General features: G+C 58.2%; 24 protein-coding genes. 13 read left to right on the forward strand and 11 right to left on the reverse strand.

The features are described from left to right. From uxuA to J3353_RS01480, 3 genes are all read right to left on the reverse strand, one after another. Positions 1-1,101, reverse strand: a complete 1,101-nt coding sequence (uxuA, locus tag J3353_RS01470; protein ID WP_005931401.1) for a mannonate dehydratase — start codon at positions 1,099-1,101, stop codon at positions 1-3. A gap of 226 nt (positions 1,102-1,327) precedes the next feature. Further along, the gene (locus J3353_RS01475) at positions 1,328-2,014 is read right to left on the reverse strand and encodes a GntR family transcriptional regulator (RefSeq protein WP_097773519.1); all 687 of its coding nucleotides are present in this window, start codon (positions 2,012-2,014) and stop codon (positions 1,328-1,330) included. 137 nt (positions 2,015-2,151) lie between these two features. After that, a complete protein-coding gene (locus J3353_RS01480) occupies positions 2,152-2,796 on the reverse strand; it encodes a phosphatase PAP2 family protein (RefSeq protein ID WP_207683944.1) in 645 nt (214 codons plus the stop codon). A gap of 192 nt (positions 2,797-2,988) precedes the next feature. Between J3353_RS01480 and J3353_RS01485 the strand changes: the two genes are divergently transcribed. From J3353_RS01485 to J3353_RS01510, 6 genes are all read left to right on the forward strand, one after another. Next, on the forward strand, positions 2,989-3,894 hold the full coding sequence (locus J3353_RS01485; RefSeq protein WP_207683945.1) for a Cof-type HAD-IIB family hydrolase: 906 nt from the start codon (positions 2,989-2,991) through the stop codon (positions 3,892-3,894). A gap of 174 nt (positions 3,895-4,068) precedes the next feature. Next, entirely contained in the window at positions 4,069-5,031 is a 963-nt protein-coding gene (gene eda, locus J3353_RS01490) for a bifunctional 4-hydroxy-2-oxoglutarate aldolase/2-dehydro-3-deoxy-phosphogluconate aldolase (RefSeq protein ID WP_097770432.1), read from the forward strand. Between the two features lie 93 nt (positions 5,032-5,124). After that, positions 5,125-6,150: a sugar kinase gene (locus tag J3353_RS01495; RefSeq protein ID WP_098924630.1), complete on the forward strand. Its 1,026-nt coding sequence runs from the start codon at positions 5,125-5,127 to the stop codon at positions 6,148-6,150. Positions 6,151-6,176: 26 nt separating this feature from the next. Further along, positions 6,177-7,025 carry a 5-dehydro-4-deoxy-D-glucuronate isomerase gene (gene kduI, locus J3353_RS01500; RefSeq protein WP_005931438.1) on the forward strand — a complete coding sequence of 283 codons (849 nt, stop codon included), beginning with the start codon at positions 6,177-6,179 and terminating at the stop codon, positions 7,023-7,025. A 62-nt stretch (positions 7,026-7,087) separates the two neighbouring features. Then, positions 7,088-7,888, forward strand: a complete 801-nt coding sequence (locus J3353_RS01505) for a gluconate 5-dehydrogenase (RefSeq protein WP_156060602.1) — start codon at positions 7,088-7,090, stop codon at positions 7,886-7,888. A gap of 245 nt (positions 7,889-8,133) precedes the next feature. Next, positions 8,134-8,625 carry a cytochrome C gene (locus tag J3353_RS01510; protein ID WP_207683946.1) on the forward strand — a complete coding sequence of 164 codons (492 nt, stop codon included), beginning with the start codon at positions 8,134-8,136 and terminating at the stop codon, positions 8,623-8,625. Between the two features lie 101 nt (positions 8,626-8,726). Here the strand turns inward: J3353_RS01510 and J3353_RS01515 are convergent, their stop codons facing one another. The 3 genes from J3353_RS01515 to J3353_RS01525 all read right to left on the reverse strand — a co-directional run bounded on the left by J3353_RS01515 (position 8,727) and on the right by J3353_RS01525 (position 12,776). After that, entirely contained in the window at positions 8,727-9,608 is an 882-nt protein-coding gene (locus tag J3353_RS01515) for an aldose epimerase (RefSeq protein ID WP_117475961.1), read from the reverse strand. Positions 9,609-9,684: 76 nt separating this feature from the next. After that, a complete protein-coding gene (locus J3353_RS01520; RefSeq protein WP_097773515.1) occupies positions 9,685-11,175 on the reverse strand; it encodes a UxaA family hydrolase in 1,491 nt (496 codons plus the stop codon). Between the two features lie 86 nt (positions 11,176-11,261). Continuing rightward, complete coding sequence (locus tag J3353_RS01525) at positions 11,262-12,776, reverse strand: tagaturonate reductase (protein ID WP_156064005.1); 1,515 nt, start codon at positions 12,774-12,776, stop codon at positions 11,262-11,264. Between the two features lie 317 nt (positions 12,777-13,093). Here J3353_RS01525 and uxaC point away from each other — a divergent pair, with 317 nt between their 5' ends. The 3 genes from uxaC to J3353_RS01540 all read left to right on the forward strand — a co-directional run bounded on the left by uxaC (position 13,094) and on the right by J3353_RS01540 (position 16,878). Continuing rightward, positions 13,094-14,527 (forward strand): glucuronate isomerase, encoded by a 1,434-nt coding sequence (uxaC, locus tag J3353_RS01530; RefSeq protein ID WP_207683947.1) that lies wholly within the window; start codon positions 13,094-13,096, stop codon positions 14,525-14,527. Between the two features lie 165 nt (positions 14,528-14,692). Next, a complete protein-coding gene (locus tag J3353_RS01535) occupies positions 14,693-15,418 on the forward strand; it encodes a biosynthetic peptidoglycan transglycosylase (RefSeq protein ID WP_207683948.1) in 726 nt (241 codons plus the stop codon). A gap of 107 nt (positions 15,419-15,525) precedes the next feature. Continuing rightward, positions 15,526-16,878, forward strand: coding sequence for an MATE family efflux transporter (locus J3353_RS01540; protein WP_207683949.1), 1,353 nt, complete (start codon positions 15,526-15,528; stop codon positions 16,876-16,878). Positions 16,879-16,933: 55 nt separating this feature from the next. On the opposite strand, the gene J3353_RS01545 is transcribed toward J3353_RS01540, so the two are convergent. The 4 genes from J3353_RS01545 to J3353_RS01560 all read right to left on the reverse strand — a co-directional run bounded on the left by J3353_RS01545 (position 16,934) and on the right by J3353_RS01560 (position 20,042). After that, positions 16,934-17,641, reverse strand: a complete 708-nt coding sequence (locus tag J3353_RS01545) for an LrgB family protein (protein ID WP_097773511.1) — start codon at positions 17,639-17,641, stop codon at positions 16,934-16,936. After that, positions 17,622-18,083 carry a CidA/LrgA family protein gene (locus J3353_RS01550; RefSeq protein WP_117504552.1) on the reverse strand — a complete coding sequence of 154 codons (462 nt, stop codon included), beginning with the start codon at positions 18,081-18,083 and terminating at the stop codon, positions 17,622-17,624. Before J3353_RS01550 ends, J3353_RS01545 begins: the two co-directional genes overlap by 20 nt. Before the next feature lie 131 nt (positions 18,084-18,214). Then, entirely contained in the window at positions 18,215-19,150 is a 936-nt protein-coding gene (locus J3353_RS01555; protein WP_207683950.1) for a GTP-binding protein, read from the reverse strand. 10 nt (positions 19,151-19,160) lie between these two features. Continuing rightward, entirely contained in the window at positions 19,161-20,042 is an 882-nt protein-coding gene (locus tag J3353_RS01560) for a YitT family protein (protein ID WP_156060574.1), read from the reverse strand. A gap of 325 nt (positions 20,043-20,367) precedes the next feature. Between J3353_RS01560 and J3353_RS01565 the strand changes: the two genes are divergently transcribed. Then, complete coding sequence (locus tag J3353_RS01565; RefSeq protein ID WP_207683951.1) at positions 20,368-21,483, forward strand: hypothetical protein; 1,116 nt, start codon at positions 20,368-20,370, stop codon at positions 21,481-21,483. Positions 21,484-21,541: 58 nt separating this feature from the next. Here the strand turns inward: J3353_RS01565 and J3353_RS01570 are convergent, their stop codons facing one another. Then, the gene (locus J3353_RS01570) at positions 21,542-22,759 is read right to left on the reverse strand and encodes an FtsW/RodA/SpoVE family cell cycle protein (protein WP_242700807.1); all 1,218 of its coding nucleotides are present in this window, start codon (positions 22,757-22,759) and stop codon (positions 21,542-21,544) included. 274 nt (positions 22,760-23,033) lie between these two features. Here J3353_RS01570 and J3353_RS01575 point away from each other — a divergent pair, with 274 nt between their 5' ends. The 3 genes from J3353_RS01575 (at position 23,034) to tsaB (ending at position 25,529) form a co-directional block, all read left to right on the forward strand. Continuing rightward, positions 23,034-24,236 carry a hypothetical protein gene (locus J3353_RS01575; RefSeq protein WP_207683952.1) on the forward strand — a complete coding sequence of 401 codons (1,203 nt, stop codon included), beginning with the start codon at positions 23,034-23,036 and terminating at the stop codon, positions 24,234-24,236. Between the two features lie 139 nt (positions 24,237-24,375). Beyond that, entirely contained in the window at positions 24,376-24,801 is a 426-nt protein-coding gene (tsaE, locus tag J3353_RS01580; RefSeq protein ID WP_156075920.1) for a tRNA (adenosine(37)-N6)-threonylcarbamoyltransferase complex ATPase subunit type 1 TsaE, read from the forward strand. Further along, entirely contained in the window at positions 24,798-25,529 is a 732-nt protein-coding gene (gene tsaB / locus J3353_RS01585; RefSeq protein WP_005931509.1) for a tRNA (adenosine(37)-N6)-threonylcarbamoyltransferase complex dimerization subunit type 1 TsaB, read from the forward strand. The genes tsaE and tsaB overlap by 4 nt, the downstream gene beginning before the upstream one ends. The last annotated feature ends 5 nt before the right edge of the window (positions 25,530-25,534 follow it).

The raw sequence follows: 25,534 nt of genomic DNA on the forward strand, positions 1-25,534 counted from the left end.
TCAGCCTTTCTTTTTCTCTTCATCCAGACGATCCAGCAGGTCCCAGACACCCAGCATGTACTGGATACCCAGAGCACGGTCATACTTGCCGTAACCGGGGCGGCAGTTGCCGGGGCCTTCCTCCCACAGCTGACGGCCGTGGTCGGGGCGGATATAGCCCTCGTAGCCGCAGTCATGGTAGGCGCGCAGGATCTCGATGATGCCGGTCTCGCCGCAGCAGTCGCGGTGAGCAGCCTCGGAGAAGTCGCCATTGGGGAAGTGGTGGATGTTGCGGATGTGAGCAAATGCAATGCGGTCGCAGTGCTTGCGGACGATCTCGGCAACGTTGTTGTTGGGGTTTGCGTTCAGGCTGCCGGAGCACAGGGTCAGGCAGTTGTACTCGTCGTCCACCATGCTCAGGAAGCGGTCGATGCTCTCAGCATCCACCAGCAGGCGGGGCAGGCCGAAGATATCCCAAGGGGGATCGTCCATGTGGATGGCCATCTTGATGTCGCACTCGCGGCAGGTGGGCATCAGAGCTTCCAGGAAGTACTTCAGGTTCTCCCACAGCTTTTCCTTGGTAACAGGGGCATAGGCCTTGAACAGCTCGTCCAGCTTTGCCATACGCTCAGGCTCCCAGCCGGGGAAGGTCATGTTGTACTTCTCGGTGAAGCCCAGGATGTAGTCGGCCATGGCCTTGTAATCGTCCTGGATCATGTCCTTCTGGTAGAACAGAGCAGTGGAGCCGTCGCCGACGGGGTGGAACAGGTCGGTACGGGTCCAGTCAAAGATGGGCATGAAGTTGTAGCAGATGACCTTGACACCGAACTTGGACAGGTTGCGGATGCACTGCTTGTAGTTCTCGATGTACTTGTCGCGGGTGGGCAGGCCGATCTTGATGTCATCGTGGACATTGACAGACTCGACCACGTCCATGTCGAAGCCGTAGGCGTGGATCTGATCGGCGACCTTCTGGATCTCGTCGATCTCCCAGATCTCACCGGGCATCTTGTTGTGCAGTGCCCAGACGATGCTGGTCACGCCGGGAATCTGCTTGATGTCGTTGAGGGTGATGGGATCGTTGCCCTCACCGTACCAACGCCAACCCATTTTCATAGGCATAGTGGGTTCCTCCTTGTTTGTTGCTTTGCTTCTTAAATGCCCCGGCGGGTGCCGTGGCACATTCTTGCTTATATTCTAATATATCAGTTTCAAATTGGCAATTGACGTTTTGACAAGTTTTGATGTTTTTTCTTGTATACTTTACACAAAGAAACGGCCACACATGGGATTTTGCCCCCATCCGGCCGCAAAATACACGCATTGGGCAGTTTGACGAAAGAAATTTTTACCATGTATCACCGTTGCCGATAAAATAATCCGGGTGGGCGGCACGGGCCTGATCCACACTGAGCTTATACCGGTGCAGATGTTCACTCAGCGCCCGGCTCACATCCTCCTCCGTGCCGTGGAGCACAGCCTCCAGGATGCGGGTGTGGGCACCACAGACCGATTTGTTCTCATCCGTCTGCAGGCTGAACTTACGCAGCCGCTCGATGTGCTGAAAGGTGGAAAGCATGTGGTCAAAGTGTCCCTCCATGCCGCAGAGCTCAAAGGCGCGGCGATGGAAGGCGTTGTCCAGATCCAGCATCCGGGTCTCACGGTTTTCAGCCTCCGGGTGGCTTTCCAGCACACGGTACTGCTCGATCAGCAGCCGGTAGGCTCTCTCCTGCTCGCCGGTCAGGCGGCCCCGGATATGGTTCAGAAGCTCTTTTTCCAGCGTGAAGCGCGCAAACTGCTCCATCTCCATCAGCTCCAGATCAATGGGGGCCACATAGGTGCCGCTCTGGGGCTTGATGGTCACCATGTGGGCAATGTTGAGCATGATCAGCGCTTCCCGCATGGGGGTGCGGCTGATGCCCAGTTCCTGGGCCAGCTCGTGGTCGTTCAGTTCATCCCCGGGTTTGAGCTCCATGGTGATGATCCTGCTGCGGATGGTTTCGTAGGCTGCCTCGCGGGCGCTCCGAACTGCCATACTGTCTTCGCTCCTTTTGTGCTTCTGCACGCCTGTTATCTTTGTGTTTTACTAATATATCAGTTTCATTTTTATTGTACTCCACACACTTTGTCCGCGTCAATTGGGAAACTGCCAAAATTGAGAACTTTTTCTTGTCAATCCTGCCGCTTTTTCCACGGGCCGTAAAGGATCACGCCCCACACAGCCGCCAGCGCCAGACCGCAGACCACGTCAATGATGGAATGCTGCTTGGTGAACACGGTGGAAGCGCAGATGAGCGCTGCCCACACCCAGGCCGCTGCTTTGAGCCAGGGGCGCTGCTTTGTCAGCGTGCTGCCCGAAAAGGCAATGGCCATGCAGGCCGTGCTCTGGCAGTGGATCGAGGGGCAGACATTGACCGAGGCATCTGCTTTCCAAATGAGCTGCATCAGGGTCATGGCAAGATTCTCCCGGCCGATGACTTCCGCCGTGGGTCGGATGTCAAGGCCGTTGGGCAGTACCATATAAATAATGAGGCAGAACGTCATACCCGAAAACATCATCAGGCAGAGCTTGTCATAACTGGCGGTGTCGAACCACCACAGCAGGGCCGTGACCGCCGCCAACAGCACGAACCAGCTGCAGTACGGGAAAATGAACCACTCGTTGAAGGGAATGAGGTCATCCACCGGGGAGTGGATGATGTATTTGGGGTCGGTGACGGTCAGATCCAGCCAGAAGAACCAGATGAGGTAGACCACCCAGTAAGCCTGATACCACAGGTGGGGCTTGAGCCGCGTGCGCAGAGTCTTTGCCTTCATATTCTTTTCTCCTATAAAATCACTCGCCGCATAGCGATTATTTTAACACAGAACCAGCGCTTGCGCAAATATTATTTATGGGATAAAATAAGGGTATCAGCCTCTCCCCTGTCACCTGTTGCGGCAGCTCCCCTGCCAGGGAAGCCATGTTTACGCTGCTGCCGGAGAGGTTCTTAAATCAAAGGAGAAACTATGTCACCTTCTACCCCGATCCGTCTTGTCGCCCTTGATCTGGACGGCACCCTGCTCGATTCCCAGAGCCAGATCTCCCCCCGCACCCGGCAGGCCATTGCCGATGCCGTCGGGCGCGGGGTCATCGTGCTACCCTGCACCGGGCGGCCCCTTGCCAGCCTGCCGCCGTTGGTGGCGCAGCTTCCCGGCATCCGATACGCCATCACCTCCAACGGTGCCGCTGTCTGGGATATGGGCACAGACCCGCTGGGTGCTGTATACAGCCGTTACTCCGATGCCCCCCAGCGTCCGACCCATGAACCGGTTCTGCTGGAGCGTCATTGTTTGCCCCCGGAAACCGCCCGGGAAGTGTTTGCCCTCTACCGGGAATATCATGGCCCACTGAGCATTTTTTCGGACGGGCGCTCTTATTTGGACGGTACCGGTATGGCCCTGTTTCAGGACCGTCATATCCAGCGCCATTCCACCGAGGCCAGACAGCCGGACGATGGCCGTACCCATGTTGTGCGGGATCTGGACGAATGGATGAGCCGCCACGCCCACGAAGTGGAAAAATTCTGTATGTTCTTCGACAGCATCGAGATCGCACAGGCCGCTCTCGTCCGTTTCCGGGCGTTTCCCGGCATCGAGACCGTACAGGGTGCCCCGGACAATGTAGAGGTCACCGCCCAGGGCGTGGACAAAGGCACGGCCCTGCTGGCCCTGGCAGATATGCTGGGCATCCCCCGGGAGGCCACCCTTGCCATCGGCGACAGCGACAATGACCGCGCCATACTGGCCCGGGCCGGTGTGGCCGCCGTAATGGCCAACGCTCTGCCCGAGATCCGGGCACTGGGGGATATCGTCAGCACCTGCGACAATGACCACGATGGCGTTGCAGAGCTGTTTGAGCGGCTCGGACTGTGACCGTTGGGCATTTTTGTGCAATGTATACAAGCTCTTATGCAAAACATTGTGCTTGTTGAGCATTACCAAAAGTGGCCGGGTCGTTTATACTAATACTGTGAACGTATGGTGGGGAGAGTGTGCCCATCCGGCCCTGCCCCGCCCTGAGTGTCAAATAAAAAGGAGAAATGCGTTATGAATCCCATCGTTGAAAAGGTCTATCAGATCGGCATTATCCCTGTTATCGCCTTCAACAGCGTGGACGAGGCCCTGCCCCTGTGCAAGGCTCTGGCCGAGGGCGGCCTGCCCGCAGCCGAGGTCACCTTCCGCACTGCATGTGCTGAGGAGTGCATCCGCAAGATCCACGAAGAGATGCCCGAGATGCTGCTGGGTGCAGGCACTGTCCTGACCTGTGAGCAGGCTGACCGTGCAATGGCAGCTGGTGCTTCCTTCATCGTTGCTCCCGGCTTCGACCCCGAGGTCTGCAAGCACGTGATCGACAAGGGCGGCATTATGATGCCCGGTACCGCTTCTGCCGGCGAGATGCAGCAGGCCATGAACATGGGCTGCGAAGCCCTGAAGTTCTTCCCCGCTGAGGCAAACGGCGGTGTCGGCATGCTGAAGAACATCGGTGCTGCCCTGAAGGGCGCACGCTGGATGTGCACCGGCGGTGTCAACGCAAAGAACGTCAACGATTACCTGGGCTACGACCAGATCTTCGCTGTCGGCGGCACCTGGATGTGCAAGAGCGATGTCATCAAGGCTGGCGACTGGGCAAAGATCACTGCTCAGAGCAAGGAAGCTGTTGACACCATGCTGGGCCTGCGCCTGCACCATGTCGGCATCAACACCGGCAACGAGGAAGAGGCCATGAAGGTCGCCACCCTGCTGGGCGGTCTGCTGAACATGAAGGTCGCTCCCGGCAACTCCAGCATCTTTGTGGGCAACAAGGAATTCGAGATCATGAAGAAGCCCGGCCGCGGCACCAATGGCCACATTGCCATCGCCTGCAACAACGTTGACCGTGCCATCTATCACCTGTCTCAGCGCGGCGTGAAGTTCGATCTGGACAGTAAGAATGTCAAGAACGGCAAGACCATCGCCTGCTACTTTGCTGACGAGATCGCCGGCTTTGCAATGCACCTGGTCCAGGCCTGAGTTCCTGAGCATTTCCACGGCGTTTCCCGCTGCACCGGTCCACCCTGCGGCGGGTGATATAAAACACATCTGATTATAAAGGAGTACACCACAATGAAAGTCGTTACTTTTGGCGAACTGATGGTCCGTCTGCAGCCGTTCAACTATGAGCGTTTTGTCCAGGCTAACAGCCTGGAGTTCAGCTTCGGCGGCGGTGAGGCCAACGTTGCTGTTTCTCTGGCCAACTACGGCCTGGACGCAGCTTTCGTCACTAAGCTGCCCGCACACGCCATCGGTCAGGCCGCTGTCAACAGCCTGCGCCGCTACGGCGTTGACACCAGCATGATCACCCGTGGCGGTGACCGCGTTGGTATCTACTACAACGAGAAGGGCGCTTCTCAGCGTGGTTCTGTCTGCATCTACGACCGTGCCAACAGCGCCATCCAGCTGGCACAGCCTTCCGATTTCGATTGGGAGAAGATCTTCGAGGGCGTGGATTGGTTCCACTTCACCGGCATCACCCCGGCTCTGGGCGAGAATGTTGTCGAGATCTGCCGCGAGGCCTGCAAGGCTGCTAAGGCTCACGGCGTGAAGATCAGCTGCGACCTGAACTACCGCGGCAAGCTGTGGACCCGTGAGCAGGCTCGTGCTGCCATGACCGATCTGTGCCAGTACGTTGATGTCTGCATCTCCAACGAGGAGGACGCAAAGGACGTGTTCGGCATCGAGGCCGAGGCTACCGATATCTACGGCGGCAAGCTGAATGCTGAGGGCTACAAGAGCGTTGCCAAGCAGCTGGCTGACAAGTTCCACTTTGAGAAGGTCGCTATCACCCTGCGTGAGAGCCACAGCGCATTCGACAACGGCTGGAGCGCTATGCTGTACGACGTTGCTTCCAACGAGTACTGCTTCTCCAAGAAGTACGACCTGCACATCATCGACCGCGTTGGCGGCGGTGACTCCTTCGGCGGCGGCCTGATCTACAGCCTGCTGACCGGCAAGAGCACTCAGGAAGCTGTTGAGTTCGCTGTTGCTGCTTCTGCTCTGAAGCACTCCATCGAGGGCGACTACAACATGATGACCGTGTCCGAGGTCGAGAAGCTGGCTGGCGGCGACGGTTCCGGCCGCATCCAGCGCTAAACAAGCGTTACAGGAGGTCGTCCGCAATGGATATCCGTTATTCCTGCAACCAGAAAGATTTCAAGCGCTACACCACCGAGGAAATGCGGGACGAGATGCTCATCACCGGCCTGTACAAGGCGGATGAAGTTGTTGCCGTTTACAGCCATGTGGACCGCATGGTCACGCTGGGCTGTATGCCGGTGCACGAGACCGTGTCCATCGACAAGGGCATCGATATCTGGGCAAACTTCGGCACCCACTATTTCCTGGAGCGCCGCGAGATTGGTATGTTCAACATCGGCAAGGATTCCACCGGTATCGTGGTGGCTGACGGCGTGAAGTATGAGCTGGGCTACAAGGACTGCCTGTACATCACCCAGGGCACCAAGGAAGTGACCTTTGCTTCCGCTGATCCCGAGCATCCTGCCAAGTTCTATATGGTGTCTGCTCCGGCACACTGCGCTTACGAGACCCGCCTGATCAAGATGGCCGATGCAAACCATCGTCCTCTGGGCAGCGTGGAAACCTGCAACAAACGCACCATCAATCAGTTCATCCACCCGGACGTGCTGAAGACCTGCCAGCTGAGCATGGGCATGACCGAGCTGGACCCCGGTTCCAACTGGAACACGATGCCCAGCCACACCCATGAGCGGCGGATGGAGATCTACACCTACTTTGAATTGCCCGAGGGGCAGGTGGTGTTCCACATGTGCGGTGAGCCTACCCAGACCCGCCATATCGTGATGCACAACGAGGATGCTGTCATCAGCCCTTCCTGGAGCATCCACAGCGGTGTCGGCACCTCGAACTATACGTTCATCTGGGCTATGGGCGGCGAAAACATGGAGTTTGACGACATGGATAACATCGCTACCACCGACCTGCGCTAAACACAAATAAGACCCCGCACCGGCGATCCGGCGCGGGGTTTTTCAGTAAAGGAGTTCTACTTATGGATCTTACTGCATTTGACCTGAAGGGCAAGGTTGCCCTGGTCACCGGCGGCGCACACGGCATCGGCTTCTCCATTGCCGAGGGCATGGCAAAGTGCGGCGCTACCGTCTGCTTCAACTGCTCCAACGAGGGTAGCCTGGAAAAGGGCCTGGCCGCCTACAAGGCTGTCGGCATCGACGCACACGGCTATGTGGCCGATGTTACCGATGAGGCTGCCGTGAACGCCATGATCGCCCAGATCAAGGCTGAGGTGGGCCCCGTGGACATTCTGGTGAACAACGCCGGTCTGATGAAGCGTGTGCCCATGATCGAGATGAGCCACACCGATTTCCTGCGCGTCATCGACGTGCACGTTGGCGGTGCTTTCAACTGCTCCAAGGCGGTTCTGCCTGATATGATCGCCAAGCGCGAGGGCAAGATCATCAATATCTGCTCCATGATGAGTGAGCTGGGCCGCGAGACTGTCTCCGCCTACGCTGCCGCCAAGGGCGCACTGAAGATGCTGACCCGCAACATTGCCTCCGAGTACGGCGAGTACAACATCCAGTGCAACGGCATGGGCCCCGGCTACATTGCCACCGCTCAGACCGCTCCCCTGCGCGAGATCCAGCCCGATGGCAGCCGCCATCCCTTCGATACCTTCATCTGCGCCAAGACCCCCGCAGGCCGCTGGGGCACCCCCGAGGACATGGTCGGCCCCTGCGTGTTCCTGGCCTCCCATGCTTCCGACTTTGTCAATGGCCAGATCCTGTACGCTGATGGCGGCATCCTGGCTTACATCGGCAAGCAGCCCAAGTAAGTAAAGCACCTCGAAATAGAAAAGACCCTCTTCGTCATTGCTGCGCAATGCCGCCCCTCCCTTTTGGAGGTGCTGGCGGGCATCAGCAGGACGGAGAGGGTCTTTGTCATACTTTTCACACTTTTGTAAAGGATTTGTTATTGTATTCTTCGACACATCCTTGTATAATAGTTGCTTGTGGGTAGCCTTTCACGAGAGCTGCCCACGAGAAAAGATTTTCGTCACGAACAAGGAGAGATTACACAATGAAACTCAAGAATGTTGCTGTTGTTGCCGCTGCTCTGGCACTGGCTGTTGGTATGACCGCTTGCGGCGGTTCTGCTTCTTCCACCACCGCTTCTTCCGTTGCTTCTTCCGCTGCCGCTTCCTCTGAGGCTGCAAGCTCTGAGGCAGCAAGCTCTGAGGCAGCTTCCAGCGAGGCCGAGGTCGAGCCCGCCGAGTACACTGTCTACAACACCACCGGCGAGAACGTCACCGAGCTGTACCTGTACGTTGCCGGCTCTGAGGACAAGGGCGAGAACCTGGCTGCTGACGGCCTGGCTGACGGCGACAGCGTTGTGCTGACTCTGCCCGAGGACGCTGACAAGAGCGCTGAGTATGTCCTGGAGTTCACCACCGAGGGCGGCGACACCCAGAGCTTCGACACCCTGAGCTACGAGGTTGCTCCCATCTCCCTGCTGAGCGTTGATGCTGCTGCAGGTGCTACCCCCATCAGCTTCACCGCTCCGGAGCAGTAAAAAAACGCAGGCCTGAGCCTGTAACATAAAAACTCCCCTGCACTCCATTTTACCGGAATGCAGGGGAGTTTTTTGCGTATCAAAGGTTTCGCAGCGGGGTCTTAGACCTTCTCAATGGTGATGGTCCACTCGCTGGTCATAGCCTCATCGGGCTCCAGCACCTCGTGCTTGCCCTCTTCGTTCACGCTGTTGGCCCAGCCGTTCCAGGGCTCCATGCAGACGAAGTTTTCGGCATCCTGCTGCCACAGCACACCGTTGGTAAAGCTCTCGTCAGCATCCACGGTGACCTTGTGGCCGTTGCCCTTATCCGTAAAGGTCATGGGGAACTCCACGCCAGTCATCAGGCGGATGGAGTTGTCAGAACCTTCCTTGCGGGTCAGGGTGATCTTCTCGGGTGCGGCAGGCTGCTCGCCCTTGGCATCCTCAGAGCAGGTGGCGCACTTGATGTCAAAGTCCACATTCTCCAGAGCAGAGGCCACAAAATAGGGATGATAGCCAAAGCTGAAGGGCATCGGAACATCGCCCTCATTGATCACGGTCATGCTCAGGGAAGCGGTGTTGCCCTGCAGGTTGTAGTTCATCAGGACAGTGAAATCAAAGGGGTAGAGGAACTTGGTCAGGGGGCTGGACTCCAGGATCAGGGTCACGCCGTCGGGGCCGACGCTCTCCACTTCCCAGGGGCACAGGTCAGCCATGCCGTGGATCTCCATGGGATAGGCCTGGCCGTTGAAGATGTGCACGCCGTTGTCGGGCTTGCCGCAGTTGGGGAACAGCACAGGGATGCCGAAGCGGGGGCGGTTGCACTCACTGAAATTGGGGCGGCGGGTCCAGATGTACTCGTCGCCGTCCAGGGTAAAGCCGGTGACCATGCCGCCGCGCTCGGGGGTGATGGTCAGGGCAGTTTTTGCCACGGGGTCGGTGATGACATACTGCTCAAAGCATGCGCCGCCCTCGGTGACGTACTGGGTAGTGATCTGGTTCATAAGTTGTACCTCCATATCATTTGATACAAAAAGGCCGCCGTACGCGCAAAAAGCACGCACAGCAGCCATTTTTCAATTAAAGAACAACGCCATCCTTGAAGATGGAGATCTCGCGGAAGCCGTGCTTCTCGGCCTTGGTCTGCTCACCGCCTGCAACGCGGATGACCAGATCCAGCAGGTCGCGGGCGGCCTCGTCGATGGTCTTTTCACCGTCCGCGATGACACCGGTGTTGAAGTCGATCCAGCCGGACTTCTTCTCGGCCAGCGGGGTGTTGGTGGAGATCTTCAGGGTGGGAGCCGGGGCAGAGAACGGGGTGCCGCGGCCGGTGGAGAAGAGGATCAGGTGCGCGCCTGCGGCGGTCATGGCCGTTGCGGACACCAGATCGTTGCCGGGGCCGTAGAGCATGTTCAGGCCCTTGGTCACCACGGGGTCACCGTAGCCGATGACATCCATGATAGGAGCGGTGCCGCCCTTCTGGACACAGCCGCAGCTCTTGTCCTCCAGGGTGGTGATGCCGCCCTGCTTGTTGCCCGGAGAGGGGTTGTCGTAAACCACCTCGTTGTGGCTGATGAAGTATTCCTTGAAGCCGTTGATCATGTGCTCGGCCTTGACGAATACCTCCTTGTTGATGCAACGATCCATCAGGAAGCCCTCGGCACCGAACATCTCGGGCACCTCGGTCAGGACAGTGGAGCCGCCGCGCTGACCCATCATGTCGGAGAAGCGGCCGATGGTGGGGTTAGCGGTGATGCCGGACAGGCCGTCCGAACCGCCGCACTTCATGCCGACCACCAGCTCGCTCACAGGGATAGGCTCACGCTTGAACTGACCGGCGTAAGCAGCCAGCTCCTTCAGGATCTCACGGGCGGCGGTGAACTCATCGTCCACATCCTGGCAGGTCAGGAACTTGACCCGGTCGTGGTCATACTCGCCCAGCTCTTCCACGAACTGGTCGTGCTGCAGGTTTTCGCAGCCCAGATGCAGCACCAGAACAGCGGCGGCATTGGGGTGGCGGACCAGCGCAGCCAGCAGCTTGCGGGTCTGGGCATGGTCGTGGCCGGTCTGGCTGCAGCCAAACGGATGGGTAAAGGTGTACAGGCCCTCAATGGAGCCGGTGACCAGATCCTGGTTGTCGTTCACCATCTTCTTGGCGATATCGTTGACACAGCCGACCGTGGGAATGATCCAGATCTCGTTGCGGATGGCGGCACGGCCATCCTTGCGGCGGAAGCCCATAAAGGTCTCAGGCTCCACCTTGGGCAGGGGGGCCAGGTCGGGGGCGGGGTTATAGCTGTACTCCACCTCACCGGACAGGTTGGTGTGGACATTGTGGGTGTGCATCCAGGTGCCCGGCTCGGCATCGGCGGTCGCGTGGCCGATTGGAAAACCGTACTTGATGACATTTTCACCGTTCTTGATGGGCTTTACTGCCATCTTATGGCCCTGAGGGATATCCTCCAGCGCGGTCACGGCAAGGCCGTCCACCTCCACCAGAGTACCCTTGGCAATGGGGTGCAGTGCAACCACCACGTTGTCAATGGGGCTGATATGAATCGCCTGCGGCATAGTTATTCTCCTTAATGACATTTACAAAGCACAAGGAGGCCGCTGCCCAAAGCAGCAGCCCCTTGTTGTGCAGGTAATATTCCAGCTTACAGGCAGCTCTTGTAGGCAGCTTCGGCACCCTGGGTGCGGATCAGCTCCAGATCAGCCAGAACAGCTGCCTCCAGGCCCTCGATCTTGGTCAGATCCTGATCCCACATCTGGGTGTTGGTCAGAACGGCGTGCACCAGCTGAGCGTCGGTGTCGTCCTTGTGTGCATAGTAGAAGTCCAGCGCCCATGCGTCATCCTGGATCTTGTAGGTGTTGCCTGCGGGGCGCTTGCAGATCAGGCCGTCGGCAGTGCGCTCCTGGATATCACTGGAATAGAAGGCAATGTAAGCGGCCAGAGACATGGTCAGGCACTTGGGCAGCTGCTTCTGCTCCTCGATGTAAGCCAGGAAGGAAGGCATGTTGCGGGCCTTCCACTTGGAGGTGGAGTTCAGGGAGATGCTCATCAGCTCGTGGTTGACGAAGGGGTTGTTGAAGCGATCCTCAACGGCGGAAGCAAACTCTTCCAGATCCTTCTTGTCCAGAGGCAGGGTGGGGATGATCTCCTCATGCAACATCTTGTTCATAAAGCCGCGGACGGTATCGTTGTGCATGCAGTCACGCACGATGTCGAAGCCAGCCAGATATGCGCCCAGAACAAAGCCGGTGTGTGCACCATTCAGGATGCGGACCTTGCGCTTCTTGTAGGGGGTAACATCAGGCACGACCATGACATTGACACCGGCCTTCTTGAACGGCAGCTTGTCCTCCAGACCTGCAGGGCCCTCGATGACCCACACGCCGAAGACTTCGCCGACATCCAGCACCTGATCGTGGTAGCCGTTGGCCTCTTCCATAGCAGCCAGCTCCTTGGGGTCGCGGATGCGGCCCGGAACGATGCGGTCCACCAGAGTGGAGCAGAAGGTGTTGGCGTTGTTCATCCAGTCGATGAACTCAGCTTCCAGATTCCAGTCCTTGGCGTAGTTGTTGCAGCACTTCTTCAGCTCTTTGCCGTTGTTGTCGATCAGCTCGCAGCTCAGGATGACCAGACCCTTATCCGCAGCGCCGTTGAATGCCTTGTAGCGCTCGTACAGCACGCGGGTCAGCTTTGCAGGGAAGCTGTTGGGAGGAACCTGATCGAACGCGCTGTCGCCCTGGGTGTAAGCGATGCCGGCCTCGGTGGTGTTGGATACAACCGTTTCCAGATCCTCAGAGCGGGCCAGAGCCAGCACTTCATCCCACTTGCCATCGATGTAGGGGCAGACACAGTCAGACACGCAGGAGATCACGCGCTTTGCATCCACCTTCTGGCCCTTCTCGCTGCCGCGCAGATACAGGGTGTACAGGCCCTCCTGCTCGTTGATCCAGTCAGCCATCTGGGGGAAGTTGCCGATGGGCTGCACCAGCTTGACCTTGCCGTTGTAGCCAGCCTTCTCGTTGGCGATATCATAGAAATAGTCCACGAATGCGCGCAGGAAGTTCCCCTCGCCAAACTGCATGACCTTGACAGGGGCATCCTTGAGGATGTAGCCGTTGTAGCCGGTCTCAGACAGAACCTTGTAATTCAGAGTTTCCATATCACGTGTTCTCCTTTTAGCTTGCTTTGCTTCTCTCCGGGGCACCCTTTTGTGCCCCGCACTCTGTCTCTATTGTATGCTGTTGTATACAAAGAAGTCAAGTGTTTTTTGCCAGATTTTTGGCCCAAAACAGGCCATTTTTATAAATTCCAGCGTTTTTTACAAGGAAAAGTCTGAAAATTTGTCAGTTTTTCAGTTGTATACATTATCGTTTTCCGCTATACTAAAGATAGACTTAACGCGCCCTGCGTGGGCGCTGTTAAAGGCACCCCATAGTGATATATTAGTACATTAGAATGAAAAGGAGTTTTCGACCCATGAAAGCATTTATGGACAAGGAATTCATGCTCCAGTCTCCTGTGGCTCAGCATCTGTATCACACCTACGCTGCTGATATGCCCATCTGCGACTATCACTGCCATATCTCCCCGAAGGAGATCTACGAGAACCGCCGCTTTGAGAACATCGCTCAGGTGTGGCTGGGCGGCCGCCAGCCCGACGGCTCTCTGGCAGGCGACCACTACAAGTGGCGCGTGATGCGTTCCAACGGCGTGCCCGAGGAGTACATCACCGGCACCAAGCCCGACCGCGAGCGTTTCCAGAAGTTTGCCGAGGCTCTGCCCATGTGCGTTGGCAACCCCATGTACCACTGGTGCCACCTGGAGCTGCGCAAGTTCTTCGGCTATCAGGGTGTGCTGAACGGCGACACCGCTGAGGAAGTCTGGAACCTGTGCAACGACAAGCTGCAGCACGACGACAGCATGACTGTCCGCGGCCTGATCGAGCAGTCCAATGTTGCTTTCATCGGCACCACCGACGACCCCATCGATGATCTGGCATGGCACAAGAAGATCAAGGAAGATCCGTCCATCAAGTTCACCGTTGCTCCCTCCTTCCGCCCCGACAAGGCCATCAACATCCAGAAGCCCGGCTTCGTGGAGTACATGGGCAAGCTGGCTCAGGCCGTTGGCAAGGAAAAGCTGGAGTGCATCAACTGCGTCACCGACGCTCTGACCCAGCGCATCGAGTTCTTTGCCGAGATGGGCTGCCGCGCATCTGACCACGGCCTGGACTATGTGCCCTACCGTGAGGCCACCAAGGAAGAGGTCAACGCCATCTACCAGAAGGCTATGGCCGGTGAGGCTGTGACCGCTGAAGAGGCTGAGAAGTACCAGACCTACATCCTGATCCACCTGGGCAAGCAGTATCACCGCCTGAACATCGCCATGCAGCTGCACTACAACTGCCTGCGCGGTGTCAACCGTAAGATGAACGCCCTGCTGGGACCCGATACCGGTTTCGACATGATCAACACTGCCAAGTGCGGCGGCGAGATCGCTGCTCTGCTGAGCGCCCTGAACGACACCGATGAGTGCCCCAAGGTCATCATCTACAGCCTGAATCCCGCTGACAACGAGCAGATCGGCACCATTCTGGGCTGCTTCCAGAATGATGAGATCCCCGGCAAGATCCAGCACGGCTCCGGCTGGTGGTTCAACGACCAGAAGATCGGCATGGAGAACCAGATGAAGAGCCTGGCAAACCTGGGCCTGCTGGGCAACTTTGTTGGTATGCTGACCGACAGCCGCAGCTTCCTGAGCTACACCCGCCACGACTACTTCCGCCGCATCCTGTGCAACCTGATCGGCCAGTGGGTCGAGGATGGCGAGTATCCCAACGATGAGAAGGCTCTGGAGAAGATCGTCAAGGGCATCTGCTTCGACAATGCAAAGCGTTACTTCGCTCTGTAAGCAGCGCCTCTGCATCCCCTTTCCATAACTTGTAAAAGCGCTCTGCCGGTTTGCCCCGGCAGGGCGCTTTTTTCTTGTGCGGCCGTATTCACAAAAATGTAACTTGCATTCTGTCGTCAAATCGGGTAGGATAACGTTGAATCAAAACCGAAGGGGAACGTGAAGATGCTGAAACGTTTTGTAAAGCGGCTGCTCAGCTGCCTGCTGCTGGCGGCGCTGTTTGTATTGGTGGTCATTGGTGGAACACTGGGCGTGCAGGGCTGGCGGCTCTACCGCGCCACAGCGGCGCAAAAGCCCATTGCCAGCCTCTATGATGAGATCAGCTCCCGGCCCGGCTTTGCCAGCTGTGACCAGCTGCCCCAGACCTATATCGATGCGGTCATTTCCGTGGAGGACAGCCGGTTTGAAAGGCACCACGGCATCGACCCGGCGGCCATTGTCCGGGCGCTCTGGGCCGACCTGCGCACCCGCTCTCTGGCCGAGGGCGGCAGCACCCTGACCCAGCAGCTGGCCAAGAACGAGCTGTTCACCCAGGAAAAGCAGATGGCCCGCAAGGCAGCGGAGATGTTTGCCGCCAGGGACATCGAGGATTACTACTCCAAACAGCAGATCTTTGAGATGTACGCAGGCAGCTGCTACTTCGGCAACCAGTGGTCCGGCGTGGCACAGGCTGCGCAGGGCTACTTTGGCAAACCTACCCGGGAGCTGACCCGCGCCGAGTGTGTGGTACTGGCCGGCCTGCCCAACGCGCCCTCGGTCTACGCCGCCAACGGGGAGCTGGCCCGCAGGCGCGCCCTTGTGGTGGTGGAGCGGATGGAGCGCGCCAAAAAGCTGACCCACACCCAGGCACTGGAGCTCCGGGATGAAGTCAGTGCCCTGCCCCTTTGGTGAGAAAAAACAGAATTTATCCGGGTTTTCCATAAAATAATGCTAACACCGGAGGCGGCTGCCGTGGTATCTTAATAGCAGATCAAACCCGGAGGGAGCATGTAAAACTTATGGAAAAAACCAAAAAGGGTTCCGGCACCACCGACCTCACGGTGGGCAGGCCGCTGACCCAGATTTTGAAATTCGCCCTGCCACTGGTGCTGGGCACCCTGTTCCAGCAGTTGTACAGCTTTGTGGACACCGTCATTGTGGGGCGCTGTCTGGGCACCGATGCACTGGGCGCGGTGGGCACCACCTACTCTCTGAATTTTCTCATTTTAGGCTTTGTGCTGGGTTCCTGCACGGGCTTTGGCATCCCGGTGGCCCAGAGCTTTGGTGCAAGGGACAGCGAGGATATGCACAAGTATCTGTTCAACGGCGCGGTCCTCTGCGTGGTCCTGAGCGTGGTGTTCACCATCGTCACCACCCTCACTGCTGCCCCGCTGCTGCAGCTCATCCACACCCCGGCCGAGCTGTTCCCGGACGCGGTGGCCTACATCCGCATCATCTTCCTCGGCATTCCGGCCACGGTGCTGTTCAACTACACCTCCACCGTCCTGAACAGTCTGGGCGATTCCCAGCACCCATTCTATTTCCTGCTAATCTCCAGTTTCCTGAACATCGGGCTGGACTGGCTGTTCATCGTACCGCTGGGTATGGGCGTGGAGGGCGCAGCCATCGCCACCGTTGTCAGCCAGCTGTTCAGCGGCCTGCTTTGCACCTGGTGGTTCTTCACCCGGGTGGAGGGCATCCATTTCACCCGGGAAAACTGTGTCCTCTCGGCGGGGCACTGCGGGCGGCTGGCCTATATCGGCCTTCCGATGGGCTTTGAGTATTCCGTTTCTGCCATCGGTGCCTTCATCATGCAGGATGCCATCAACCTGCTGGGCAGCACCGCCGTGGCCGCCCAGACCGCCGGTGAGAAGATTCGCCAGATGTTCACCGTGCCCATGGCAAGCGTGGGCACGGCTATGGCAACTTATGTCGGCCAGAACCACGGTGCCCACCGCACTGACCGCGTCAGGCAGGGCATCCGGGATGGCTGCATCCTCCAGCTGTGCTACTGCGCGGCTGCCTGGGTGGTGCTCTTCTTCGTCAAGGGCTGGGCCGTGGGCCTTGTTCTGGGCGATGCCGACCCTGCCGTGACTTCCGGTGCTGTGGAATACCTGACCGTGATCAGCGTGCTGTTCTGCATCAACGGCCTGCTGATGGTCTTCCGCAACACCCTGCAGGGTCTGGGATACAGTGTGCAGGCCGTTATCTCCGGTGTGGGCGAGCTCATCGGCCGCGCGCTCTGCGGCTGGCTGGCCGTTCATAGTCTGGGCTACTTCGGCATCTGCATTGCCAACCCCATTGCCTGGGGTCTGGCACTGCTCTACTGTGTGTTCATGGTGACCAGAGTTCTGAAAAAAGAGAACGCATAAAAATACCCCTCTCCGCTGTGCTGATGCACGGATGGAGAGGGGTGTTTTTATGCAATCAATCAATAAGGTTCACGAACACCGGGCAGAGCACTGCGGTCAGCACACCGGCCACGGCGATGGACAGGCCGCTCATGGCACCTTCCACCTCACCCATCTGCAGGGCCTTGCTGGTGCCCACGGCATGGGCCGAGGTGCCAATGCCCACACCCTTGGCAATGGGGTCTGTGATGTGAAACGCCTTGCAGACCGTCTCGGCCAGCAGGTTGCCCACGATGCCCGTCAGGATGACGATGGCACCGGTCAGGGCCGCAATGCCGCCCAGCTCTGCAGCTACATCCATGCTGATGGCAGTGGTCACGGATTTGGGCAGCAGGGTGGCGTACTGCTCCTGGGTCAGGTGCAGCGCCAGCGCCAGTGCCAGCGCGCTGCCCAGGCTGACCAGCGTGCCCACCGAGATGCCCGCAATGATGGCGGCGGCGTTTGCCTTGAGCAGGTCGAGCTTTTCATACAGCGGAATGGCCAGCGCCACGGTGGCGGGCAGCAGCAGGTAGTTCACCGGGGCGGCGCTGACCTTGTAGTCGGCATAGGGGATACCGCATACCGACAGGAAAACGATCACAAAGATCGCACCCAGCAGCAACGGGTTAAAAAACGCCTTTCCGGTCACTCTGTTCACGAGGGCTCCCAGTGCAAAGGCGGCCAGTGTCAGCAGCACACCCCAGGCAACAGAGCCCGAAAGGAACTCATTCAGCAATTCCATCATTGGCAGCAGTCTCCTTGTTCTTTTTGCGGCTGGTCAGAGCCTGGGTGGTCTTTCCGGCGGTCACCATGACCAGAACCGTGACCGGGATGATGGCGATGATGATGGGCAGCAGCATCTCCCCCATCTCCGCCCACAGCTCCATCACGCCTGCGGCGGCGGGCACAAAGAGCAGCGGGAAGATACCAGTGAGGAACACGCCCACCTCTTTTACATCCTCCAGCTGGATCAGCCGGAAGTTCAGGGCCAGCAGCAGCAGCACAAGCCCGTACACACTGGCCGGAACCGGCAGCGGCAGTACGGCATGACATACTTCCCCCAGAAAGCAAAACGCGAGGATACGCGCAAATTGAAACAGATAATTCGTAAAAAATCCCCCTTGTCTAACAGCTAAGTCAAAATTATAGTCCAAAACCTCCGGGGGCGCAACAGCAATATCTGACAAGGATTGTTATATTTTGCCGGAAAAACTGTGGAAAAGAAAAGGGCCCGGCAGAAAGCGCACACCCACGTGCCGCGATCTGCCGGGCCGATGCACCGCAAAGCGGTGTTTTTCTGTGTTTCCCGCACACTCCCTCAGTTCCGCAAAACAGCTTCGATCCGTTCCTTGTCCAGCCCTTCGCCGATGACGATGAGCACCTCCTGCCCTGCCGGAATGGGGGCCGCGGTCAGGCCGTCGGCGGTGGCATTCAGCTCCACCCAGCCGGCGGCATCCTGCACAAAGCCCTTGACCCGCAGCACCCGGCCGCAGGCGGCATCCGTGAACAGGCTGGGAATGCGTGCTTCCAGCTGCTGCCAGGGCAGGCCCAGCTCGAGGAAATACGCCGAACCGAATGCATCGTGCGCATCAAAGCAGAGCTTTTCGCAGTCGGCATGCTGATAGCCACAGGCATCCAGCGCCGCAAGATCCGCATCCTCCAGGTCGGCCCAGTCCTTGATCAGAAAATCTTCTTCCGTCAGGGTGCGGCTGCACTTGCAGGCCGCAAGGGCACGCTTCAGGTGGTCGATGGCGCTTTCCCGCTGGGCCTGGGTGGCCAGCTGACTGCGGGAGAGCAGGATGCGTCCGGCGCTGGCGGCTTCCGATGCCAGAATGTACTCTGCCTGCGGGGAAAGCTTCTCGGGCAGCAGGGCATCCACAACGGCAAACACATTGCCCAGTGTATACCACCGATCCAGCGGCTCATCCCGCAGAACATCAAAAAACTCGTCCACATCAAAAATGCCGCTGGGCTCCACCACCACCCGGTCGAACCCGCGCATAGCCATTGAGATGAGCTTGGTGCGCATCCGGCGCTGGTGGGTATCACAATCACACCCGCCGCTGATGGTCTCGATCTCGCAGCGTTCCCCCAGCAGATCCTGCACCAGCATGGCATCCACATTCACAGCGCCAAAGTCATTTTCCAGAATGCAGACACGATGCCCCTGTGCGGTCAGATACGCAACATATCTGCGCAGGAACGTTGTCTTGCCCGCACCCAGAAAACCGGTGATGAGATCAACCTGTACCATACGTTCCTCCTTATGCGTGGTTGAAGCCCTTGCCGAACACCTCAGTGGTGCTCAGCATGGACATGAAGGCGTTCAAGTGCTGTTTGTGGATAAAATCCTGCAGCTGGTCGGCCTCGCGGCGGGTCAGGGTGGTGTAGATGATGTAGTGAGGCTTGTCGGTATATGCGCCGAAGCAGGGCGTATAGGTTGCGCCGCGCACCAGCTTGCGCATGACAAAATCACAGATCGGCTTCCTGTCGTCGCAGACGATGAGGATGGCCTTGCACATCTTGATCTTTTCCAGCACGGCATCAATGACCAGCGATTTCACGGTCAGACCCACGAAGGAATAGAGGGCGGTGTACAGGTCGAACACAAAGCAGGCCGCAATGACCATGAACAGGTCAGTCAGGAACAGCGCCACTGCCACGTTGTGGATGTGGGTATACTTTTCCACAATGAGGGCAATGACATCCGTGCCGCCGGAGGAAGCGCCCACATTGAACAGCAGAGCCGACGCAATGGCCGGCAGGGCAATGGCAAACAGCAGGTCGAGCATGGGCTGGTCGCTCAAGGGGCCGCGCAAGGGGCAGATCTTTTCCAGCACCATCAGCTCCAGCGACATGACCACAGTGGCATAGCCGGTGGTCATGGCAAACTTTTTGCCCAGAAAGATCAGGCCCACCCCCAGCAGGATCATGTTGGCCGCCGAGGAAAAGGCCGAAGCCGACAGCGGGGTGAGCTTGGCCGCCAGCGCCGCCATACCGGTCACGCCGCCAAAGACGAAGTTGTTGGGAAATTTGAAAAAGTACACACCCACCGACATGATGGAAATGCTCAGCGTGATCATTGCATACTGCTTGACATATTCAATGACCTTGTTCTGCATGGAAGATTCCGCGTTCGTATCCATAAAATTTACCGTTCAATACTCCTTTTTTGTGTTCCGCAGCCCAAACAGACAGGCTGTACCGGAAATATTGTAACACGGAACGCCCCGGGGTCAAGGGCAAATTCCACACACGCCGTCCTTTGCGGGTGAAAACTGTCAACTCCACCAAAATTCTCCCTCAAATTTCAGCGGTTCTCCCATCGGAAACTGTTCCTTCTTTTCTTGACGCACCTCCCATCGTCCATTACAATAAAATCAGAATGGTATGGTATTTTTCTCCAAAACCGAAAGAGAGTGCAATGGCTCTCATTCCGCATTGTTCGTTTCCATGAAAGGAGGGAACGGTATGAAAAGCCGCTCTCACATCTTTGCTCTCATCACTGCCTGTGTGTTCCTGTTTTGCGGCTGTTCTGACTACCTTTCGCTTTCCAAAGCATCCACCATTTCCAACCCTCAAACGGAATATGATACCGCTCTGAAAGAATATCTTGCTTCGCTGGAAACACCGCTTTCCACCATAGAAATCAAACACGGCGAGGACACCCCTATTGTCTGGGAAGATACCGGAATGGAAGCCGCTGTCCGGCTCCTGTTGAACTGCCCGGAGGGCACCATCAGCCGCAGCGATGTCTGGAATCTCAACACGCTGACTATTACCGAACGAACCATGTTTGAGGGCGATTCGGTCACGATCACCATCGTGACCGTGACCGCCCAGCAGGGAGATGCCACGCTGGAACAGGAGATATCGGCAGTCGGAAAAGAAAGTCCGCTTCCTGCGCTGGCCTCTCTGCACGATCTGCAGTATTTCGACGGCCTGCAAGCCTTTTCCTATTCTACCTCGCCGACGGCCAATCAGGCATTCACTGATTTTTCTGGGATTGAAACCATGTCCCATCTCGAACGCTTCAGCGTGAACGGGGCACGGCCCGAAACGTTGGAACCGCTTTCTCACCTGTCCCAGCTGAAACAACTCTCCCTGACCGAATGCGGCACCCTCGACCTGACACCTCTGGAAGGTCTGGACCAGTTGGAATCGCTGATCCTCTCTTCAAACGACAGGATCGTTTCGCTGGAACCGGTCACCAAACTCCCTGCACTGCGGTCGCTTTCCCTCAGCTCCGGCACAGCAGTTCCCAGTCTGGAGCCGCTGGCTCAGACCAATCTTGCCGTTCTTGATCTCGGCCTCGGGGTCGGGCAAAGCGGGCTTTACAAAGAAATTGATTATTCGCCCCTGTCCCAGCTGCCCGATCTGGTCTGTCTGAACCTGACAAATCACACCAGGGTCACCACAAAGTTCTGCAAACAGATCCTTGCCCATTCTCCTGACCTGCGTTTTCTGAACATTCAGAACACCCCTGCTTCGGAGGGCAGTGCGCTGGATGTGGAATACCTGCGGGCTTACACGGAAGCAGATCTGCTGAAACGGCTTGCCAACAAGCTGCGCAACACCCTTGGCTGACACGCAAAAGCGGCCCCGGAGAGTTTTCCTTCTCTCCGGGGCCGCGTTCTGTTCCGGCTCAGCCGAACAGCTTTTTTGTGTTGTGGGTGTAGACCGAGAGCACCAGGCCCACACAGATGTACAGCATCAGCACCGAGCTGCCGCCCGCCGAATAGAACGGCAGGGTGACACCGATCACGGGCAGGACGCGCAGGTTCATGCCCACGTTCACGGCGATCTGGGCCATCAGAGCGCCGCCGATGCCGGCGCAGATGAAGGTGCCCAGCAGATCCTCGCTGCGGGCACCGGTGAGGAAAGTCTTGATGACCAGTGCGAAGAGCACGCCCAGCACCACACAGCAGCCCACAAAGCCCGCCGCGTTGCCGATCCAGCTCAGGATGAAATCGTTGTGGGCGTTGGGCACGCTGTAATAACTGCCGCCAAACAGCCCATTGCCAAAGATGCCGCCCGAGCCCAGCGCGATCTCGCCGCGCTGCTGCTGGTAGATGATGTTCTTCCAGATGGTCTCGCTGGGGGCCCAGCCGGTCTTGTTATCAGGATCGATGACAGCAAGGATACGGTACCACTGGTATCCCTTGCCGATCTTATCGCTGAAAAAGGCGAACGCCGTCGCCATAGCCACTGCCGCCGCCGAGACCGCCCCCAGGATATACTTCCAGCTCAGGCCCGCCGCAAACATCATGCAGCAGCCGATGATGGCATAGATGATGGCGGTGCCGTCATCGCCCTGAACATGGATGATGAGGATGGGCACTGCCAGATGCAGCAGCAGCTTGCCCAACTCCTTCGGCTCGTTGAGCCGGGTCCGCACATTGTTCAGGTGCATGGCAAAGGTCAGGATAAAGCTGATCTTGGCCAGCTCTGTGGGCTGCAGGGTAAAGCCCCCCAGCTTGTACCAGGAATAGTTGTCGGTATCACCCGCGTTATAGCCGATGGTCAGCGGGCCGATGCTCACATTGCGCAGCACCAGCGTGGGCAGCACCATGCCCCAGGTCAGGGCCACGTGCACCGGCCACACCTTCACCAGGCTGCGGTAATCGATATTGGACAGCAGCACCGCAATGACCAGCCCGATGAGGGCTGCACCCGCCTGCACCGCCGCCCGGCGGTAATCGCCCAGCCCGGTGATCTGGCCTGTGATCTCATCCACGGCAAAGCCATTGCCCTGCTTGGCTGCCCAGCTCGAAAGCGCTGTCACTGCCATCACGCTGCTGAAGATGCACAGCAGCAGGTAAGTTTTATCAGTGCGCCTGAAGTAACGCCGAATGTTTTCCAACCGAAAACACCTCTTTCTTTCATTGGATCGCCCGCTCAGGTCTGCTTCGCTCGTCCGCAATGCCGGAGAGGGCGTAAACTGCTCCATTATGTAATATCAGTATACCGCACCGCCCTTTTTTGCGCAAGATTGCGGGAGTTTTTTCCACAGATCTTTTCATCCTGTGACAACTCTGCAAAATATTGGCCGCAGCCTTGACAAAGCCCCCTCCACCTTCTAAAATGGAAGCTGGAGACCTGCTTTTCGGCAGGATTTTTCCGGAGGAACTTCCAAGATGAAAACAAACTCTCATCGCTTTCTGTGCGCGCTCTGCGCACTGGCTGTTTTTATTTCCGCACTCTTCCCTGCTTCTGCCTTTGCCGCACAGGCAGCCGACAGCGTGGCCCAGACCACGCTGACCACTGCCGATGCTCAGGAGATGCAGCAGGCCGACAGCGCCGTGACCGCCCTGACCGGCAGCGACGCTTACGCTGAGATGACCCGTGCCCAGCGGCTGGATGCCGCCGTGGCACAGCTGCAGCAGCTGGCCGAGGAAGGGCTTGTTTTGGCGCGCTCTCTCCATGTGGACGAAGAAAACGGCATGGTCAGCTTTGCCTACAGCTGCGGCGCGCTGGGCGGCGTTCTGGTGGAGGACCCGGACGAGGAAAATACTCCCTTCGCCCTCTCCGAACTGCCCGCTGTGGACCTGCACGAAATGTCCAACGCCCCGCAGGGTGATCTGGGCAGCGCCATGATCTACTACGCCTTTGACAACACCGTGAACAGCTCCCGCTACCCGTACTACTCCTATATGAAGGGCTTCTGGACCGCGATGGGCCTGCACACCCGAATCGATAGCACAGTCACCGTCTCTGACCTGAAACGGATGAACGATTACGGGCTGTGCATCCTCAGCGCCCACGGCTCCTACTACACCTACACCTCCGGTTTTCTGTTCAAGCAGACCCGTACCGAGCCGGTCATCCTGCTGACGGAGGAATCGGATTTCTATAAGGACCTCTACTACGGCATCGATCTGCTGACCCACCGGGTCATCAAGATCAACGGCCTGTACTGCATCACGCCCAGCTTTTTCCGGGCGGCATACCGGGGCGGCCAGCTCAAGGATACCGTAGTGCTCTCCGAGACCTGTGAGTTCCTTGGCGTGAGCGGCAGTCTGGATACCTCCATGGCCGATGCCCTGCTGGCCGGTGGTGCCAAAGCAGTGGCAGGCTATGTGAACAACGTCTACACCGTGTATTCCCGCAGTATGCTGTGGGATACCGTCAACCACCTGATCCTGGGCCAGACCCTGCAGGAATCCGTTCAGCATTCCATGGATACCTATGGCGCGGATGATCTGGTCTGGTACAATGCACAGGGCGGCAAGCGCCCCCATGCGGCGGCAGCTTACCCGCTGCTGTTCGGTGATGTTGGGGTCCGGCTGATCGAACCGAACGCGGCATCTGCCCCGCAGGAAGTACAGCAGGCCGCTTGAGCGTTGCACTTTTGCTCGATTTATATTATACTGGGGGATGGCAGAAGCTTCTGTCATCCCTTTTGATTTACCTCTCAGTCTGCTTCGCAGACAGCTGGCAAAACGGGAAAGTTCAAGCTTCAAGATAAAGGAGCATTGTATGTCTGAATATATTACACATTCCAGAGAAGAGACCGTTGCGCTGGGCCGGAAGCTGGCGGCAGTGCTGCCGGACGGGGCCTTGATCGCCTTCACCGGCGGTCTGGGCGCGGGCAAGACCGCCTTTTGTGAGGGCCTGGCCGAGGGGCTGGGCTGCACCGACCCGGTCAGCAGCCCCACCTTTGCCATCGTCAACTATTACCGCGGCCCCCGTCCGCTGGCCCACTTCGACCTCTACCGCATTTCTACCGAGAACGACCTGTGCGCCGCCGGTTTCTACGATTATCTGGATCAGGGTGCCATTGTGGCCGCTGAGTGGAGCGAAAACTTCGCCGACCTGCTGGCCCCGGAAGACCCGATCTACATCAACATCGACCGGGTGGATGACACCACCCGCCGCATCACCATCGAGGGGGTCAGCGTATGAATATCTTAGCCGTAGACACCGCCGGTAAAACACTGGGCGTGGCCCTGCTGCAGGACGACCGCCTGAAGTACGAGTGCTATCTGGACGGCGGCATGACCCACAGCGAGACCCTGATGCCGCTGGTGGATCACTGCCTGAAGCTGTGCGGCCTGACCTGTGCAGACATCGACCTGTTCGGTGTGAACGCAGGCCCCGGCAGCTTTACCGGCCTGCGCATCGGGCTGGCCGCCGTCAAGGGGCTGGCCTTCCCCCGCGAGACCCTCTGCGCTCCGGTCTCCACACTGGAAGCGCTGGCCGCTGCCCACACCGGCGAGGGCACCGTGCTCTGCGCACTGGATGCCCGCCGTGCCCAGGTGTACAGCGCTGCGTTTGACCTGGCCACCCACACCCGCCTGCTGGATGATGATGCCCGGGCTGTGGCCGATCTTGCCCAATTTGTAGAAAATTGCAAAAAGCCCCTGTTTTTTGTTGGTGATGGCGCATCTCTGTGCTATAATAAATACAGCAATGTTCCGGGCGTGCTCACTGTTCCGCCGGAGCTGCGGGGCGGCAGGGCCGCTGCCGTGGCCCTGGTGGCCAAGCAGATGGCCCAGCGGGGCGAAGCCGTTCTGCCCGAGGCCCTGCTGCCGGACTATCACCGTCTGAGCCAGGCCGAGCGGGAACGCGCCGAACGCCTTGCTGCCGAGGCCGCTGCCCGGAACAACGATACGGAAAACGGAAAGGATTGAAATTT

This window comes from Faecalibacterium sp. Marseille-Q4137 (assembly GCF_017377535.1).
GTDB lineage: Bacteria > Bacillota > Clostridia > Oscillospirales > Ruminococcaceae > Faecalibacterium > Faecalibacterium duncaniae.